This is a genomic window from Aureibaculum luteum (assembly GCF_003449015.1).
In the GTDB taxonomy this organism is placed as follows: Bacteria; Bacteroidota; Bacteroidia; order Flavobacteriales; family Flavobacteriaceae; genus Aureibaculum; species Aureibaculum luteum.
The window spans coordinates 371,826-388,258 of sequence record NZ_QRGD01000002.1 but is presented as its reverse complement, the minus strand read 5'-3'; the positions used below and the strand labels follow the sequence as shown (position 1 = coordinate 388,258).

Sequence of the window (16,433 nt, the reverse complement as noted above, 5' to 3'; positions counted from 1 at the left end):
AACAAATATGTACTCTAATCCAAACGAATAGCCTTTTAATAAAATAGAATTACGATACCAATAATCCATAAAGTTTATATACAGAATAACTCAATAAATAAGGTTAACTCTTTTAATAAATGTATTTTTGGGCTGTAATAAATGTTAATCATTAAATACTGCTATTCACAAAACTTCTAAAACACTGTTAAACAGAGTTTTAGTGATTTAATAGATCTAATAGAATGAACGAAAATTTTAAAATGTTAGCCAAAACCTTATTTGGCTTTGAAGAAATACTTGCAAAAGAGTTACGTAACCTTGGTGCCATGGACATCAAAATAGGCATAAGAAATGTTACTTTTTCTGGTGATAAAGGTTTTATGTATAAGGCAAATTTAGCATTAAGAACTGCAGTACGAATCTTAAAACCAATACGACAATTTAAAGTGAATAATGAACACGATTTATATGATCAAATACAAACCATAAAATGGGATAATTATATTGATGTGAATGGTACTTTCGCTGTTGATGCAGTTGCCAATGCTGATAATTTCACCAATTCACATTATGTTTCTTTAAAAACAAAAGATGCAATTGTTGATTATTTTAGAGATAAAGTGGGATCTCGCCCCAATATTGATTTAGATCATCCTGATTTACAGATTAATATTCATATTCACAATAGAGATTGTACGGTTTCTATAGACAGTTCTGGAGATTCATTACATAAAAGAGGTTACCGAAGTGCTACGAACATTGCTCCTATTAATGAAGTACTCGCAGCAGGTTTAGTTTTAATGACAGGTTACGATGGTACACAACATTTTATAGACCCTATGTGTGGTAGTGGTACTCTATTAATTGAGGCTGCCATGATTGCGAATAATATTCCGGCAAATATAAACCGACGTGAATTTGGTTTTGAAAAATGGAGCGACTTTGACCCTGATTTGTTCGATGTTATTCGGAATTCGTTACTTAAAAAAACGCGAGAATCTACAGCAAAAATTATTGGTTATGATAAGGCTCCATCTGCAATATATAAGGCTCAAGACAATATTGAAAATGCCAATTTAGAAGAATTTATTACCATAGAAGAACAGAATTTCTTTAGAACAGAAAAAGAAATAGAAGGAAAAACCATTGTCTTATTTAATCCACCTTATGGTGAACGTTTAGAAATTGATGTCCCTGTATTTTATAAAGAAATTGGTAATACATTGAAGCGAGGTTATCCTGGCACAAATGCATGGCTCATTACTTCAGATTTTGAAAATGGATTAAAAAGTGTAGGCTTACGTACCTCTAAAAGAATTAAAGTTTTTAATGGTAAATTAGATTGTAGATTGGTAATGTATGAAATGTATGAAGGTAGTAAGAAGGGAAAATATATGAAAGACTAATCCCCTATTTACTCATATTTTCAATACATTTTTCTCTAATAATCCAAACTTGATCGAAACTGAGGTTGCACTTTTCTTTTAAAATCCATTTTTTAAGAAAATCCTTATGATAATCTATTTTAAATTGAAATACCTGCTCTGGTACAATTTCAATTTCCTTGATAATATCATCTTTAATTTTCGAAAATGAAGATTTAGAACTTGTTATATCAATATTCTCTTCCTCAATGCTCAAATAGCAATGAGCTTCTGGATTATAAGTGATAGGTTGACCATCTAGTGCATTACCAATACTGGGCGTGTTTACTGTATTCATTTTAAACATACACAACATCAGCTTTACATTTGGAATTTTATTCAAATCAGCCACTTTTTTTAAAAAAGCATGTTTTGAGCTGCAGGTACCTTTTTGTTCCGTCCAAACTAATTCTAAATCTGATCTTTTAGAAGTTCTACCGTACTTTATCCTTTTTACCGTATCTATGAGATCTTTCCACGATTTTACACCTGAATTTCTTATTTGAAAAGTTAAATCGTCATTTGAATGTAATTGGAAGTCTTTCATTTTTTTAGAACTTTTAGAAATACAAATTTATTGAATTTAGGTAAGTCCAGTGTATTAAAAAACGAATTAGTAAGGCTGAAAAATTAAATTTTTTAAAAGTTGATAAAAATTATTCGCCAATAGGTTTTATTGTCTTTTTCAATAGATGCTACAAATTTAGCAACCCGCTTAAATAAATTTGGTGTGGCGTTTCAACAATCTTTCCGTCGTTATCTTTTAAAAGATAACGATTCTGTAGAATTTCTTTTACTTTTGTTGTTAAAACTGACATCGATCATTCATTTATTTAGGTTTTATAATCATTTGCGAGCTCAACATCTGAACCATAATTTAATGGTAAAAACCCCATACAATATGCACGATTAAACTGCCATAAAAAGGATGTGCTTCCACCCATTTATTTTTAATTACAAGAGTTTGCATCTGGTCCAAATTAAATGATGTTTATAGTTGTATTTCAAAACCATTTAATAATAAAAATTGATATTGTCATTTTCATCTTTTACTTAAAGTGTATGAAAACTATTGCATCTAGAATTAAGGATTAGGAATAATTCCACTCATAAACCTATAAATTTCAATTTTTAAGTTTTTATATTCTTGTAAATAATCAAAAATATTTTCGGACAACTGGTTATATTCGTCGAGGTAAAAATCGTCACAGCTAACATCGTTACATTCTAGCTTTCCCTCCAATTGATTGTTATGATTTCTAATTTCTTTAATTAGTATTGGTAATTCACCCTCAAACTTGTCAAGTTGCTTAATAAATAATTGAATATTTTCAAATAAATTAGGAATGGTATTTTTATACGGATATGATTTTATTAATTGTCTTAAAAAAGGCAATTCAAACGCCGAAAAATCTAGCTCTACTGACCATTTTTCTGTGCCATAATGCAGTTCATCAATACTTTTATCTCGACTAAAGGTTTTGTGTTTTATTTGCTTTATCATAATAATTTATTATAAATTATCTATAACTTTCTTTAACTTATCTCTAATTTCTATAGCAATCGGGGCTAAAGATTTATTCATAACCGCTTGCATGGATGCAACTGGATCAACAGCTGAAACTTCAATTATACCATGTTTCTGTTCTTGAACAATAACATTACAAGGAAGCATAGTACCAATTTTATTTTCAGCCATTAATGCTTTATATGCATAAGTAGGATGACAAGCACCTAAAATTTTATAATTATAAAAATCGACATCTAACTTTTTCTTAAAAGTTGATGTAATATCTATTTCAGTAAGCACACCAAATCCTTCTTTTTGGAGTTCTTGGCTTATTTTTTCAACTGCGTTAGAAAAAGTAATATTGTTTAATATTTTAGAAAAATAATAATCCATAATATTTGTTTTATTTTTAACTTAAATTAAATTATTTCACGTCTGTATATATAATAAAAACAGAAAAACACTTTCATATCTTCCTGTTTTCTATGATAGAATTTGTTCTTGTTTAACATGAAGGTTTAGGCATATAACCATTTGTATGGCATATACAAACCACAACAATGTAAAAACCAATTTTACTGAACGCTATCAATAGCCTTTAAATGATCTGTTTTAAAGGAATATTTAGATTTCTCTTAGCAATTACTTGAATAAAGAAGATGAAAAAAGAACAGGAAGTCGAAACCTCCTGTTCCACATGATTTAAGGCCGTTTTTAAAACATCTTCAAACTTACATATTGATTTTTAAACAATACACAAATTATAATGGATTAAAAAAATCCTTAAACTTTCCTTTTCATGCAAATATTTTCAAAATAGAACAGGAAGCCGAAACCTCCTGTTCCTAAGTATTTATTTTAGTTTATCGCTATATTGGTTTATCACATAATCTTATCTAAAAAATTCATATTAAAACCTAAATCACTAAACTAATTTTAAATACCCATTTATGATATGAACTGGTTTAAACTTTCTAAATTGGCTAAAAAAATTGCACATTTACAACTAATTTTCGCTTTATTATAAAATATTTAAACCAGTTCATTGTAAATAAATAACTGTACATTTCTACCTATTATTTTGTATATCAATAGCTTTAAAAATACTTGCATAGCCACGCTACGATTGGTTTTTTCGACTTTAAGATATTCAAAATACATTGTATATTTTGTTTACCGTATTTATTTACAAATCAATAACTTAAACCGTAACTCTACAGTTAAATCTATTTACTTGAGTAATTTTATAAACAAATGATTCAAAGAACATATCTTTTCGATTAATATAACAAATATAGATACCTAATATTGAGTATACAATGACCTTGATCAGTTTTAAAGATGATTCTTATCAGTTTTAATGAAAATTTAAAATAGACATTATAGCTATTGCTCAATCATCTTTCCAAATATTATGGATAAGAATATTTAGAAAACCAATAATTATGGCTTTAAATGAGATATGAATTACAAACTTTTGGTGTTATAGATAATTTAAAGTTTTAACTATCCTTTTCAAGGTTTAAACTCAAAATAAAAAAGATAATAATATAACACCCTAAAATTTTGCTAAAAATATTGATAACATCTTCATGAGAGTAAGTATTTAATGGACTAAATTTTTATTTAAAAAAGCAAATCCTCAATTTAAAAAAATGACTTAAGTCATTTTTTTAAATATTAATAAATTCTATTTTTATCTTCCAATTATAATGATGAATTTATAAAATGTTCATATTCAAAATTTTAAATATAGCCGATTGGTTTTCTTTTTACAGAGTGCTTGCCATACCAATACTTTTATTGTTATTATTTATGGGCGAACGTCAGATATTTGCCTTTGCTTTATTGGTTAGTTATAGTACCGATATGATCGATGGCTTTTTGGCAAGAAAACTAAAAGTTACAAGTATTGGGCCATGAGGGATAAGAGAATTTCAATAAGTAAAAAACAGAACTATGAAACCCAAAAATGAGCATTAAAAAAAAGTGAGGGCTATTCAGGAATAACATAACCCAAAAACCCCCACTTACTCAATAAACGTTATGATGACTCTTCAATCATCTTAACACAAAAAATTAACTAACTAACTAACTAACTATTTTTCTTAAATTTTTAATTGTAAATTATCAAGAACCTCCCGTAAGTCTTCGTTTAATAATTCAAAAGCCTTCTTTTAATTTTTTTGGAACTGTGCATTTTTCTTTTTCAGATCTTCCAGTTTTTTTTCTAAAGTTGAAATAATATCTTCAGCTTTATAACTCATATTGGATAGTGTATCATCTAATTTTTTATCAAACTCAGCCTTTTTTACTTCTGCTGTTTTAGTCAATTCATCTTTGGCATGACGCATACGTTCCGAAATATCATGACCTGTATCTTCCAATTTGTGTTTAATTTTGCCTCTAGTATTTTTCCCTTTATCAGGGGCAAATAAAATCCCCATTCCTGCTCCTAGGGCTGCACCCGCTGCCAGAGCTACTAATACATTACCTGTGTGGTTTGACTTTGCCATGGTTTTATTGTTTTAAAAAGTTTATAATTATGTTTTTATTATAATAAATTTACCATTGTTACAAGTACTTTACAATGACATGGCTCAGTTTTCAATATAAATTAGCCAAACTTCATATTGAATTTTAAACTGTAAAGATCATTTTATTCTTCGTATTTATGATTTTACTTTGTTACAACATAAAATTGTAAGCCATTATGTTGGGTACCTTAAACAAAAAATAGATTGAGTATCTATTGTACAGTCTAATTGTTGGCAGGATAGGCTGCCATGCTGATAACATTACCTACTTAGTCAAACTTTTATATGTTTAAGTTGGAAAATATATTTATGGGCATACCAACGAAGGCATGAAGATTGAAATGATGCGAAAAAATCCGTTGGTATGTGTTGAGGTAGATGTTATAGAAAATATGAGCAATTGGAGAAGTCTAATTACTTGGGGTAAATTGTAATAATGAAAAACTCCAGAAGAACGCGAAGGAGGAATACTTAAATTAATGGATATAGTTATGCGATTAATGACTGGCGAAACAACAATTAGTCATCCAATAAAAGATACATATCCAACATACATTGATGCCATGCAGGGCGGCGTAGTTTATAGAATTAAACTGACCAAAAAAACAGGCTGATTTGAAAAGAATTGATTAAATAAAAATTCTATTTCATCTTTCCAAAAGGCATTTTCGTTGTCCCATTGCTGATGCTCAAAATGAAAACCTGAGTCATATAAAACTTCTGTTTTTATTATTTTCAATTTATAGTTTATTCCTGTTATTTATTTTCATTTTTTACAGCCAACTGAATTTTACTTAGGGAAAATTTTTTTAAAGTTATTTCCTTTTTTTAACTGCACCTTTGTTCTGAATTCATAACTATTTTTCAATCTTCTGATTGTAACAATTCTGTTGCTTTTCTTTTTCCTAAAACCTGCTCTAAATCTTCTTTGTTCGCTACTTCATTTTTCAATAATAGCTGTGCCAATTCTTCCAATTCATCTTTATGTTTAGTTAAGATATTTTTGGCTCGTTGGTATTGTGTAGTTATCAAATTTAACACCTCGGTATCAATGAGCTTACCCATACTTTCGCTATGAGGTTTACTTAATAACCTTCCATATTCTCCAGTAGAGTCATAAAAACTAATAGGACCAACTTCCTCATCCAAAAAAAAATAAGCGACCATATTATATGCTTGTTTGGTTACTTTCTCTAAATCATCTAGTGCTCCAGATGATATTTCATTAAATATAATATCTTCACCTGCCCTACCACCTAGAGCCGCACAAATCTGATCTAGAAATTGAGATTTAGTAATAATTTGTCGTTCTTCCGGCAAATACCAAGCAGCTCCTAAAGATTTTCCCCTAAGTATGATTGATACCTTTACGAGAGAATCAACATTCTTCAAATACCAACTAGCAACCGCATGTCCTGCTTCATGATGGGCCACAATATTTTTTTCCTTGGGTGATATAATTTTACTTTTTCTTTCTAAACCGCCAACAATACGATCACGAGCTTGGTTAAAATCATCTTGTCCGACAAATTCCTTTTTTTACGTTCAGCTATCAATGCTGCCTCATTACAAATATTAGCTATATCTGTTCCAGAAAACCCCGGTGTTAAGGAAGCCAATAAATTCGCATCTACACTTTTTTTTAAGTTTTAATGGTTTTAGGTGTACCTGAAAAATTTCTACACGTTCTTCTCTTGTGGGTAATTCTAAATAAATATGACGATCAAACCTACCTGCCCTTAATAAGGCTTTATCTAAAATATCAGCTCTGTTGGTGGCGGCAAGAACAATAACACCTGTATTGGTACCAAAACCGTCTAATTCTGCCAACAATTGATTTAAGGTGTTTTCTCTTTCATCATTAGATTGGAAGTTATTTGCTTTATCTCTAGAGCGACCTACAGCATCAATTTCATCAATAAAAAAATACTTGGGGCTTTTTCTTTGGCTTGTTTAAACAGATCTCTTACTCTAGATGCCCCCACACCAACGAACATTTCCACAAATTCTGAACCTGATAATGAAAAGAAAGGTACTTGTGCTTCTCCCGCTACTACCCTTGCCAATAGTGTTTTACCTGTACCTGGTGGTCCAACCAATAAAACACCTGTTGGAATTTTAGCTCCCAACCTTGTATATTCTTTTGGGTTATTTAAAAAATCTAAAATCTCCATGATTTCAATTTTAGCTTCTTTTAAACCAGCTACATCATTAAAAGTCACCTTACTTTTGGTGTCTATATTTGCAATTTTAGCCGTTGATTTGCCAAAATTAAACATTGAACTACCCATGCTACCGGGGTTCATTCTACGGAGAATAATAATCCAAAAAAATAGAATAAGTACAAACGGTAAAATCCATGAAAATGTTTCAATCCAATTGGTGCGGTTTTCATAGATTATTTTCGACTTTTTCTTGTGGAGGAAAATTATCTTGAGCTTTTTCTAATTTATTTTCAAAACTTTCTATGGAGCCTAGTTTTAGATAGTATTGCGGACTGGTAGCATTAAGGATGGTGTCTTTAGCTACCCCTTCATATTTCTTAAGCAAAAGCCTTTCCTTCTTTATATAGATTTCAGCAGTTTCTTTATTTACAACAACATTTTTTTCCACATCGTTCTGGCTCAACATATTTTGTTCAAACTCCAACCAACTAATTTCTTTAGTCTTAACGACAGGATTTATGTAAAAAACAAAAACGATAAAAGCAAAAAACAGCAAATACAACCAATTTGGGTTATATGCCTTAGGTAATTTATTTTTGTTTTCTTTTTTTTCTTTAGTCATTTTATTTAGATTTCATTCAACCATTTTGCAGCTATATCCATTTCGTGGTAAGCGAATGATTTAAACTGAATGCCAGGAGTTACCAAATTTGTAATTTTAACTAATGATTCTATATTTTTATTAGGTACTATAGCTATCTTTTTAAATTTTCTATAATGGCTAAAACCCATTTTAAGATCTTCTAAAAATGCCCTTAGTGTTATACCTTCAAAATCTAAAAACTGAATAAGTAAAGAAACCTCTTTTTCATAATCTCTCATGGTTCTATTTAAGATTTTATAATCTATCATTGTGAGTTTATCATAAACTATTAGGTGCAAAAAATTTTCTTTAGGCCAGATTGCCATGCCGTGTTTTTCATTTATAGTTGGGGAATTTACCCAATCAATTGCCTCATCCATATCGACCATATCAAATTCTTTTAATTCAACTTTTGGAGTTAAGACACCTACTATTTCTGTAAGGTTTTCAATCCAATCTTTGTCAGTGACAATGGCAAATTTTCTGAGATGCTTAAGGACAAACCACTTATCTCTTAAATCAGAAAAAAATGATTTTAAATTTTTTATACTTTTGATATCATTGGCTTGTATTATTAAATTCACCTCTCCTTTGCTATCAATAACACCTTTCATTTCAGTATAAAGTCTGTCTATAACATTTTGATTAATACTATCTTCAATTATGGTACTTACGGTGGTTTCTAAATTTAACTGTGTTCCTTTTATTGTTTCCATTTTTTTGATTTTTGACTTTTCACTACTACTGTAAATTAAATTAAGACTTCAGGGATTTCATAACGATACATCAAAGACGTTCTGCCCCGTTAGATTAGCTTTCCAATGATTTAAATAATTTCTTAGGATGATGCTCCGGATCTAATGCTATACTCTCGGAATGCAATTCGTTAAAACTTTCAAAAGTTTTAGGAATTCGTAATCCCAATACTTTTATAGTTTTGATTATAGCGTTATAGCGGTTTGAATAATTTCTAAACATAGTTTTTATAATTATTAATCCTATTAATTGCATTGATCATTTTTCTATTAACAATTCAAAGCTATTGATTAAGATGAATCTTTAAAATGACCATAGTCATTTGTTATGTTTTTATTTCTAGTTAATTTAGCTACATCAAAATAAGTGTATAAAATTAATTGTTGACGTAATTTAAATAGGATAAATAATTATTGTGAAGACAATTAGTAAGATAGTAAACCCTTATTATTAATAGAGGAACATTCCATTTACATTTTTGAAAAAAAATTTCAACCATTAGAACTATATCGGTTGAAGATAATGGTGATACAAAAAAAATATCGCCATTTTCAAAATCATGGATGATAAGATTAAAGCAAATAAAGAGAAATATAAATTTGTAACAAATAAGAAGAATTGGTAAATCTTATACCTAAAAAATGGCAATTAACATCTTTTTTATGTGACTACTATAAAAAGATAAAAATTCTGTGACTATTGAAGATAAAAAAGGCTTCCATTTTAATGGAAGCCTTTGTTTAATAGTAGCGAGAGGGGGGCACGATCCCCCGACCTCCGGGTTATGAATCCGACGCTCTAACCAACTGAGCTACCTCGCCAAAATTTCAAGATTGCAAATATAAAAACAAATTTACGAGTGGCAATAATTCTTTCTCATTATTTTTATCAAAAAAGTTTTTTTTAAATTGAGATAATATATATATTGCCCATTCAAGATAAAAATTGACCTATGGCCGATAAAGTAAAATATAGTATAGAGTTTATTATGCACTCTTCACCAGCATTTTTATATCAGTATCTATCAACACCAGACGGATTAAGCGAATGGTTTGCCGATAATGTAAATTCGAGAAGTGATGTTTACACCTTTCTTTGGGATGGTTCGGAAGAACAAGCCAAAAGATTGTCTTATAAAACCAATGAGCGAATCAAATATAAATGGTTAACAGATGAAGAAGAAGGTACCTTTTTTGAATTTAAAATAGTTGTTGATGATTTAACCTCTGATGTTTCTTTAATCGTTACTGATTTTGCAGATGACGATGAAGTTGACGAAGGAAAAATGTTTTGGGAAAACCAAATTTCTGAGCTTAAACAAACTATTGGAGCATAAAAAGTAATACAAGTTTAAAAGAATAGCAAGCCTTGATTTTTTCGAGGCTTTTTTTTAGCCTCACCCAGAATTACCTGAAAAGTAATTCTGACCTCTCCAAAGGAGAGGTAAAGGGGAAATTAATTAACTGGCAATGATAAATTATAACGGCAAAATTTCTAAGACTCCTCCTACTTTAAGTATCAATAATAGGGCCTTTAAATATGGAGATGGTTTGTTTGAAACCATAAAAGTAATAGATAGTAATGTGATCTTTTTAGAAGATCATTACTTTAGATTAATGGCTTCAATGCGTATGTTACGCATGAAAATTGATATGCAGTTTACCTTAGAGTTTTTTGAACAAGAAATTTTAAAAACCGCTGCTGCTAATAATTTATCTAATGCAAGAATACGTTTTACCATTAATAGAAAAGACGGTGGACTATACCTGCCCATCACTAATAACACTCATTTTTTAGTAGAAGCAAATTCACTTTCTGTATCACTTAAAAAAAATTACGAAATTGATCTCTTTAAAGATTATTACGTGTATTCTGGAATTTTATCCACTTTAAAAACAAATAACAAGGTATTAAACGTTGTTGGTAGTATTTATGCGGACGAAAACGGATTGGACAACTGTGTGTTGCTAAATGAGAAGAAGCAAGTAGTAGAAGCTCTAAATGCCAATATTTTTCTGGTAAAAGGAAAGCATATTGTTACTCCTCCCCTTTCAGAAGGATGTTTAAAAGGTGTTTTTAGAAAAAACTTACTAGAATTAATCTCAAAAGACACTACACTTACATTTGAAGAAAAAGAAATTTCTCCCTTTGAACTCCAAAAAACGGATGAAATCTTTTTAACGAATGTTATGGTGGGTATTCAACCGGTTAGTAAATATAGAAAAAAAGAATTCACATCTGAAATAGCATTCTATTTAAGAGATAAAATGAATCTATAAATAAAGGATCGTCAATTCGTATACCCTACTAATTACGTTTCTACTCTATTTCAAAAATTACTTTAAGATCAAAAAATTCATCATAAGAGTTAAAGGTTGTCCAATAATTATTAAGCACTCTATTATCTACTAAAGAAACAATTGCTCCTACTTTTCTATCAATTTTAGAGGCAATGTTGTTCGCCCTTAATCGAGCATCAACCAAAGCCGCTTCAGTCATTTCATCATATAATAGTTCATCAATTACATATTTACATTCTAATAAATTAACATAAATACCTGGTACTTTAATATCTAGCAATTGTGAAATCTCTTTTTGCGAAGTACATTCATATTTTAGCATGGTGCCTTCCCCTTGATAATTGTACGTTCTAAATTCAAAGGTATCTTCTTCAAATTTGGTTACATCAATACCATTTTCAACCAATGCTAAATAATATTGATTTTTTATTTCTGCTAAATCAGTAATTTCTTCATCTCCGTAAGGGTTTTGAGTCACTTCTATACTAATTTTAGCTCTATATTTAACAATTTTCCGCACTAGTTTAACAGATCCACTTACTTCTATTGTTTTATTCATGGTATTTTTTGGGGTTATCATTCAAGTTATAGAATACTATATAACTTAAAAATAAACGGATAATTCTTTTTAAAATTATGATGAACACTATTTATCAATAAAAATAGTTTCAATTAAACACAATTTCATTCATTAAAATAAAGTAAAATATTATTATTTTATTTTATAATTACCTCATTAAGAGGCAATATAACATAAAAAACCCAACCTGACATATAAAAATATATAACAGATTGGGTAACATCAACTAACCTACTTTTATGTTATAATAATTCAAAAACGACGTTAATTCTTAAATATTCATCTTTGGGTGAATAATATACCCAATCTTCAAATCCATAAGAATTATCTGAAATCATAGCAATTTCCCCAACTTTTTTATTCGCTTTTGTTGCAATTCTTTTGGCTTTATCTTTAGCTTGAATAATAGCTCTTTCTATCAAACTGTCATAAGTAGCATCATCCAATTGCATTTTATATTCTAACCCATTGTTAGTAATACCATTGACTCTTGCACTTAAAACCTTAGAGACTTCTTCTTCAGTACTTGCCTCGTAATAATAAACAGTACCTTCTCTTTGATAATACATGCTTAAATATTCAATTTTTTTCTCTTCAAGTTTATTGGGATCAATTCCTTTCTCTTTGAGTTTATCGAAGTACTTCTTTTTTAACTCATCTAACGTATTACATTCGTTATTACCATATCCCATTTGGTCTAACCCCATGATCAATTTTATTCTGAACGCTTTTACCTCTTTCTTAAACTTTACATTACTACTTACACTTATTGTGTTTTTTGTGCTGGCTTGGTCTTGAGCAAAGGTGTTTGCAACGATTAATAATAATACAGCGATAATTAATTTTCTCATTATTGTAGATTTTAATGTTTCAACTATTTATGACAAAAACATAAATGAAGCTACAATCATCCAAGCTCCAACTATAAGTCCTAATACGCCTAATTTTCCTTGCATTGGTGCAATTTTCTCACGAATTAAGGCCGCTTTTTCTTGTGCTTTTGGATTATTACCTAAAAACATTTTACTGATTTGTCCATAGCCTAATAAAAAGCCAAGACCTGCTTCTACAACACTACCTGCTAATAAGGTTATCCACCAAATTGGTGCAGATGTTAACCATGCCATATTTAAAAAGGCAGAGATAATTCCCCAAACACCCCAGAAACAAAACACAAGACCAATCCATCCTTGATAAGGCTCAATTTTTGCTAATAGCTCAGCTGCGTTTGGTTTTTTTGATAAGATTAATGATGGCACCGCTATGATGCTTAACAATACTAATGAAATTCCGTAAATCATAATTTTAATTTTTATTGGTTATTAATTTGATTACAAAAGTGCATCAGAATGGTTAGGTGTAAAACACTATTTTAAGGTAAAATCTGACCCCTGAAAAATGGGGTGGTTCAGTCTTCAGTAAAACTGAGTTTAAGCGTTAGTAGCTGTTTTTTTTTTAAACAAAGACAGAAATATTCAGGAGACAGAACTAAAAAAAGTTGGCAATGCAAAATGTCCATTGGCAATTTTTAATCTATAGGGAACTATGAAAGTGGTAGGAATCAGTTATAAAAATGGTCAGTAGTTTGAGATTAAATTCAGTATTGATTTTAAATCAAATTCGCTGAGAATCCACAAGAATTAATGTCAAAACAATTATCAAAACAATAAATAAGCCTGTAAAAACCTTTCTCAAATGAATTTTTCTCATTTTTTTCGTCCACTCATCTTGGCTTATTCCGTCTTCTTTGTTGAAAAGTTTTCTATTAGTATCAACCGTAATTCGAATTACATAGACTATCCAGCCAATAAATATAATACTCAATATAATCCTTAAAAGTGTTGTTCCCATTTGGTTTTGGAATCAATTTTTGAATTATGAGAAAAAAACAATACTCTTAAGATTTATCAGCTACCCCCTCATCTAATCCAACAAGCCTAACTGTATAGCATACTTCGTTAAACCTGCAAGGTTGCGGACTTCTAATTTTGAGATTAAATTTTTTCTATAGCCTTCAATCGTGTGTTTACTTAAAAAAAGTTTATCCGCTATTTCTTGCGTAGTGTGTTCTTCAGCTATTAGTTTTAAGACTTCTTTTTCTCTCTTTGTTAACGAAGTAATAACATCTTTTTCCTTATTGAACATACTGTCCATATATGCTTTTTTTATGCTTTCAGAAAAATACTTTTCTCCTTTTAATATGGTTTCAATAGCTAGAATTAATTCTCCTTTTTCGGCATTTTTAGGAACATATCCATCTACTTGATCCTCTGTTAATCTATGTATTGTCTTGGAATCATGTCGCATGCTTACTACCAAGGTTCTAATATTAGGAAACTTAGATTTAATATGTTTATTCAATTCAATTCCCGTAACATCAGGCATATTAATATCCGTTACCACTAAATCAACATCTTTACCTTCACAATTATCAAGGTATTTAATAACATTCTGACCACTATTTGCTGTCATTACAATTTCAAAATCTGATTCATTTGCTATTATACTTAGCAAACCATCTAAAAACATTTTGTGGTCGTCTGCTACAATTAATTTATACTTTCTTGCTAGTGTCATGTTATAAGGGAATTTCAATGGTAACAGCCGTACCATGGTTAATTGATGAATCTATATTTAATTCGGCATTTAATTTATCTAAACGACTTTTTATGTTTTGTAAACCAATACCAGTTGGTGTTTTACTTTGGTCAAAGCCAATGCCATTATCTTCAAACAACAATTGTAAAGAATTATTATGTATATTCAAATGAATTTCTACATTTTTTGCTTTGGCATACTTCAACGTATTAGTCACTAATTCTTGAATAATATTAAAAACTTCAACTTGAATACTTTCGTCCAATGCATTTATTTTTTCTTCAGGATAAGGCATAAATACAATATCTTGGTCTGAAGATTTATCTAATTTATTAATATATTCACTTATTAAAGTGGTAAAAGCATTCTGACTAAACTTGCTTGGAATTAAATTATGAGATATTTCTCTAACTTGTTGATAGGTATCATCAATTTGTGTAATAATAGCACTAGAATCCGCATTATTATTTAGATTGTTCATTTGCAATTTTATAGCTGCCAAATTACCACCAATACTATCATGTAATTCTCTCGCTATTCTTGTTCTTTCTTCATCTTGAGCTTCTACCGACGCTTTTACTAACTTTAACTCTTGCTCTCTGATTAACGAACTCACCTTCTGTGTATTCAATTCATCTTGCTGTGTATTCAGTTGACTTTGAGCTTGTAACTTTTGGTAATAAACTATAAATAAAGCAGTTACAGGGATTAGCAATACTAAAAATCCGATTAAAATAGCATATTTAATGGTTTTTTGTCTTTTAATTTCACTCTCTTTGAGTAATTGTTCTTCTTGCAGTGAACTAATTTCCTTTTCTTTTTGCAAGGTTTGGTATTGAATTTCAAGTTCCTTAATTTCTTTGCTTTTTTGCTCTTGTACTATTCTACTAGAAACATTAACATATTGAGTCATTAACGCATAGGCATTTTCATAATCTTCTTGATCTCTATACAAGTCTACTAAATTTTGTATGATTTTTTTTTCTAGCCCCAATCTGTCCCATTGTACTGAATTTATATGAGCAACAGACAAAATTATTTGAGCATTATGATAATCCTTTTTACGCTTATAAACATCTCCAATTCTCAATACCGCTTCAACATACAAATCGTAATATTTTTTTTCATGAGCGGTATTTTTTACTTCTTCAAAAAGAACTAATGATTCATCCAGTTTTTTTTGAACCACGTCCATGGTTCCTAGATTTAGTTTAATATCTAAGGCTATTTTTTTATCAGGGGATAATTCTAAATCAGCTAAAGCCGCCTTATAGTATGGTGCACTTTTTGCAATATCTCTTTTTAAGTAATAAACATCACCATAATACTTTTTTGCTAAGCCAGTAAAATAGCTATTTTTACTACTTTCAATAGCATTATCTAATAATGGTGTTGCTTTTTCAAACTCTTCTTTATTTATATAAACCGATGCTAGTCCTAAGGAATGTGTAAAATATAAATATGGACTATTGGTTATTTTAGTTATTTCTAAACCCTTTAAATAATACTTCATAGCTTCATCAAAAAGCCCTTGTAACATCTTCCCTTTACCAATAATTCGATATGCTTTTGATAAATACAAATTGTCAATAACTCCTTCTGCTTGAATATTTGAATTTTCATCTTCAAGTAATTTACCATAATAAATTATAGAATCTGTATTACCTAATTCTATATGGATATTTGCAATTTCCTCAATAAAAAAAGCTTTATCCTTAAAGCTATCAGCATCACGTAATTGTTGATATAGAGAATCTGGTGCTCTATCAAACGTTTCTCCAAATGCGGTATACCAAGTTTTACCATCATCTTTATCTTGAGACATGCCCAATTGCGATAAAAGTAATCCGAAAATAAAAATTAGTTTAAAAATTGATTTATGCATTTGGCTAAATTAAAACAAAAAACCACTTTAGTAAAAATAACTAAAGTGATTTT

The 16,433-nt window shown here is 29.5% G+C and carries 19 protein-coding genes, 1 tRNA gene and 1 pseudogene; 5 read left to right on the top strand and 16 right to left on the bottom strand.

What is annotated here, in order from left to right:
- The first annotated feature begins 224 nt into the window (after positions 1–224).
- Positions 225–1,388 (top strand): THUMP domain-containing class I SAM-dependent RNA methyltransferase, encoded by a 1,164-nt coding sequence (locus D3P13_RS06855; RefSeq protein ID WP_117880574.1) that lies wholly within the window; start codon positions 225–227, stop codon positions 1,386–1,388.
- A 4-nt stretch (positions 1,389–1,392) separates the two neighbouring features.
- On the opposite strand, the gene D3P13_RS06850 is transcribed toward D3P13_RS06855, so the two are convergent.
- From D3P13_RS06850 to D3P13_RS06835, 3 genes are all read right to left on the bottom strand, one after another.
- A complete protein-coding gene (locus D3P13_RS06850; protein ID WP_232829150.1) occupies positions 1,393–1,953 on the bottom strand; it encodes a hypothetical protein in 561 nt (186 codons plus the stop codon).
- A gap of 537 nt (positions 1,954–2,490) precedes the next feature.
- Positions 2,491–2,910: a hypothetical protein gene (locus D3P13_RS06840; protein WP_117880572.1), complete on the bottom strand. Its 420-nt coding sequence runs from the start codon at positions 2,908–2,910 to the stop codon at positions 2,491–2,493.
- A gap of 9 nt (positions 2,911–2,919) precedes the next feature.
- Positions 2,920–3,309 carry a DUF302 domain-containing protein gene (locus D3P13_RS06835; protein ID WP_117880571.1) on the bottom strand — a complete coding sequence of 130 codons (390 nt, stop codon included), beginning with the start codon at positions 3,307–3,309 and terminating at the stop codon, positions 2,920–2,922.
- A 1,335-nt stretch (positions 3,310–4,644) separates the two neighbouring features.
- Between D3P13_RS06835 and D3P13_RS06830 the strand changes: the two genes are divergently transcribed.
- Positions 4,645–4,839 carry a CDP-alcohol phosphatidyltransferase family protein gene (locus tag D3P13_RS06830; protein ID WP_117880570.1) on the top strand — a complete coding sequence of 65 codons (195 nt, stop codon included), beginning with the start codon at positions 4,645–4,647 and terminating at the stop codon, positions 4,837–4,839.
- A 254-nt stretch (positions 4,840–5,093) separates the two neighbouring features.
- Here D3P13_RS06830 and D3P13_RS06825 read toward each other — a convergent pair whose 3' ends face one another.
- Entirely contained in the window at positions 5,094–5,432 is a 339-nt protein-coding gene (locus tag D3P13_RS06825) for a YtxH domain-containing protein (protein WP_117880569.1), read from the bottom strand.
- 500 nt (positions 5,433–5,932) lie between these two features.
- Here D3P13_RS06825 and D3P13_RS22310 point away from each other — a divergent pair, with 500 nt between their 5' ends.
- Positions 5,933–6,067 (top strand): hypothetical protein, encoded by a 135-nt coding sequence (locus D3P13_RS22310; RefSeq protein WP_262511825.1) that lies wholly within the window; start codon positions 5,933–5,935, stop codon positions 6,065–6,067.
- Positions 6,068–6,317: 250 nt separating this feature from the next.
- On the opposite strand, the gene D3P13_RS22375 is transcribed toward D3P13_RS22310, so the two are convergent.
- The 7 genes and pseudogenes from D3P13_RS22375 to D3P13_RS06800 all read right to left on the bottom strand — a co-directional run bounded on the left by D3P13_RS22375 (position 6,318) and on the right by D3P13_RS06800 (position 9,838).
- Complete coding sequence (locus tag D3P13_RS22375) at positions 6,318–6,887, bottom strand: ATP-dependent metallopeptidase FtsH/Yme1/Tma family protein (RefSeq protein WP_232829149.1); 570 nt, start codon at positions 6,885–6,887, stop codon at positions 6,318–6,320.
- A 41-nt stretch (positions 6,888–6,928) separates the two neighbouring features.
- The gene (locus tag D3P13_RS22370; RefSeq protein ID WP_232829148.1) at positions 6,929–7,072 is read right to left on the bottom strand and encodes a hypothetical protein; all 144 of its coding nucleotides are present in this window, start codon (positions 7,070–7,072) and stop codon (positions 6,929–6,931) included.
- Positions 7,029–7,627 (bottom strand): annotated as a pseudogene (locus D3P13_RS22425) (AAA family ATPase). The gene D3P13_RS22370 and the pseudogene D3P13_RS22425 overlap by 44 nt, the downstream one beginning before the upstream one ends.
- A gap of 217 nt (positions 7,628–7,844) precedes the next feature.
- Positions 7,845–8,240: an ATP-dependent metallopeptidase FtsH/Yme1/Tma family protein gene (locus tag D3P13_RS22355; RefSeq protein ID WP_117880568.1), complete on the bottom strand. Its 396-nt coding sequence runs from the start codon at positions 8,238–8,240 to the stop codon at positions 7,845–7,847.
- Between the two features lie 5 nt (positions 8,241–8,245).
- The gene (locus D3P13_RS06810; protein ID WP_117880567.1) at positions 8,246–8,977 is read right to left on the bottom strand and encodes a SpoIIAA family protein; all 732 of its coding nucleotides are present in this window, start codon (positions 8,975–8,977) and stop codon (positions 8,246–8,248) included.
- Positions 8,978–9,071: 94 nt separating this feature from the next.
- Complete coding sequence (locus tag D3P13_RS06805; RefSeq protein WP_117880566.1) at positions 9,072–9,272, bottom strand: hypothetical protein; 201 nt, start codon at positions 9,270–9,272, stop codon at positions 9,072–9,074.
- A gap of 492 nt (positions 9,273–9,764) precedes the next feature.
- Positions 9,765–9,838: transfer RNA gene (locus D3P13_RS06800), tRNA-Met, on the bottom strand.
- A 131-nt stretch (positions 9,839–9,969) separates the two neighbouring features.
- Between D3P13_RS06800 and D3P13_RS06795 the strand changes: the two genes are divergently transcribed.
- Together D3P13_RS06795 and D3P13_RS06790 are read left to right on the top strand one after the other, a co-directional pair.
- Entirely contained in the window at positions 9,970–10,353 is a 384-nt protein-coding gene (locus tag D3P13_RS06795; RefSeq protein WP_117880565.1) for an START-like domain-containing protein, read from the top strand.
- A 133-nt stretch (positions 10,354–10,486) separates the two neighbouring features.
- Entirely contained in the window at positions 10,487–11,296 is an 810-nt protein-coding gene (locus tag D3P13_RS06790) for an aminotransferase class IV (protein ID WP_117880564.1), read from the top strand.
- A 40-nt stretch (positions 11,297–11,336) separates the two neighbouring features.
- Here the strand turns inward: D3P13_RS06790 and D3P13_RS06785 are convergent, their stop codons facing one another.
- The 5 genes from D3P13_RS06785 to D3P13_RS06760 all read right to left on the bottom strand — a co-directional run bounded on the left by D3P13_RS06785 (position 11,337) and on the right by D3P13_RS06760 (position 16,380).
- Positions 11,337–11,876: an SIMPL domain-containing protein gene (locus D3P13_RS06785; protein ID WP_157972849.1), complete on the bottom strand. Its 540-nt coding sequence runs from the start codon at positions 11,874–11,876 to the stop codon at positions 11,337–11,339.
- A 263-nt stretch (positions 11,877–12,139) separates the two neighbouring features.
- Positions 12,140–12,748: an SIMPL domain-containing protein gene (locus D3P13_RS06780; RefSeq protein ID WP_117880562.1), complete on the bottom strand. Its 609-nt coding sequence runs from the start codon at positions 12,746–12,748 to the stop codon at positions 12,140–12,142.
- A 27-nt stretch (positions 12,749–12,775) separates the two neighbouring features.
- The gene (locus tag D3P13_RS06775) at positions 12,776–13,198 is read right to left on the bottom strand and encodes a hypothetical protein (RefSeq protein ID WP_117880561.1); all 423 of its coding nucleotides are present in this window, start codon (positions 13,196–13,198) and stop codon (positions 12,776–12,778) included.
- A gap of 622 nt (positions 13,199–13,820) precedes the next feature.
- Positions 13,821–14,474 (bottom strand): response regulator, encoded by a 654-nt coding sequence (locus D3P13_RS06765; RefSeq protein WP_117880559.1) that lies wholly within the window; start codon positions 14,472–14,474, stop codon positions 13,821–13,823.
- A 1-nt stretch (position 14,475) separates the two neighbouring features.
- Positions 14,476–16,380 (bottom strand): tetratricopeptide repeat-containing sensor histidine kinase, encoded by a 1,905-nt coding sequence (locus D3P13_RS06760; RefSeq protein WP_117880558.1) that lies wholly within the window; start codon positions 16,378–16,380, stop codon positions 14,476–14,478.
- Positions 16,381–16,433: the final 53 nt, after the last annotated feature.

Bases quoted from the DNA above. Each gene is read 5' to 3' on its own strand.
- D3P13_RS06855 (WP_117880574.1), top strand. From the start codon at position 225: ATGAACGAAAATTTTAAAATGTTAGCCAAAACCTTATTTGGCTTTGAA.
- D3P13_RS06850 (WP_232829150.1), bottom strand. From the start codon at position 1,953: ATGAAAGACTTCCAATTACATTCAAATGACGATTTAACTTTTCAAATA.
- D3P13_RS06840 (WP_117880572.1), bottom strand. From the start codon at position 2,910: ATGATAAAGCAAATAAAACACAAAACCTTTAGTCGAGATAAAAGTATT.
- D3P13_RS06835 (WP_117880571.1), bottom strand. From the start codon at position 3,309: ATGGATTATTATTTTTCTAAAATATTAAACAATATTACTTTTTCTAAC.
- D3P13_RS06830 (WP_117880570.1), top strand. From the start codon at position 4,645: ATGTTCATATTCAAAATTTTAAATATAGCCGATTGGTTTTCTTTTTAC.
- D3P13_RS06825 (WP_117880569.1), bottom strand. From the start codon at position 5,432: ATGGCAAAGTCAAACCACACAGGTAATGTATTAGTAGCTCTGGCAGCG.
- D3P13_RS22310 (WP_262511825.1), top strand. From the start codon at position 5,933: ATGGATATAGTTATGCGATTAATGACTGGCGAAACAACAATTAGTCAT.
- D3P13_RS22355 (WP_117880568.1), bottom strand. From the start codon at position 8,240: ATGACTAAAGAAAAAAAAGAAAACAAAAATAAATTACCTAAGGCATAT.
- D3P13_RS06810 (WP_117880567.1), bottom strand. From the start codon at position 8,977: ATGGAAACAATAAAAGGAACACAGTTAAATTTAGAAACCACCGTAAGT.
- D3P13_RS06805 (WP_117880566.1), bottom strand. From the start codon at position 9,272: ATGCAATTAATAGGATTAATAATTATAAAAACTATGTTTAGAAATTAT.
- D3P13_RS06795 (WP_117880565.1), top strand. From the start codon at position 9,970: ATGGCCGATAAAGTAAAATATAGTATAGAGTTTATTATGCACTCTTCA.
- D3P13_RS06790 (WP_117880564.1), top strand. From the start codon at position 10,487: ATGATAAATTATAACGGCAAAATTTCTAAGACTCCTCCTACTTTAAGT.
- D3P13_RS06785 (WP_157972849.1), bottom strand. From the start codon at position 11,876: ATGAATAAAACAATAGAAGTAAGTGGATCTGTTAAACTAGTGCGGAAA.
- D3P13_RS06780 (WP_117880562.1), bottom strand. From the start codon at position 12,748: ATGAGAAAATTAATTATCGCTGTATTATTATTAATCGTTGCAAACACC.
- D3P13_RS06775 (WP_117880561.1), bottom strand. From the start codon at position 13,198: ATGATTTACGGAATTTCATTAGTATTGTTAAGCATCATAGCGGTGCCA.
- D3P13_RS06765 (WP_117880559.1), bottom strand. From the start codon at position 14,474: ATGACACTAGCAAGAAAGTATAAATTAATTGTAGCAGACGACCACAAA.
- D3P13_RS06760 (WP_117880558.1), bottom strand. From the start codon at position 16,380: ATGCATAAATCAATTTTTAAACTAATTTTTATTTTCGGATTACTTTTA.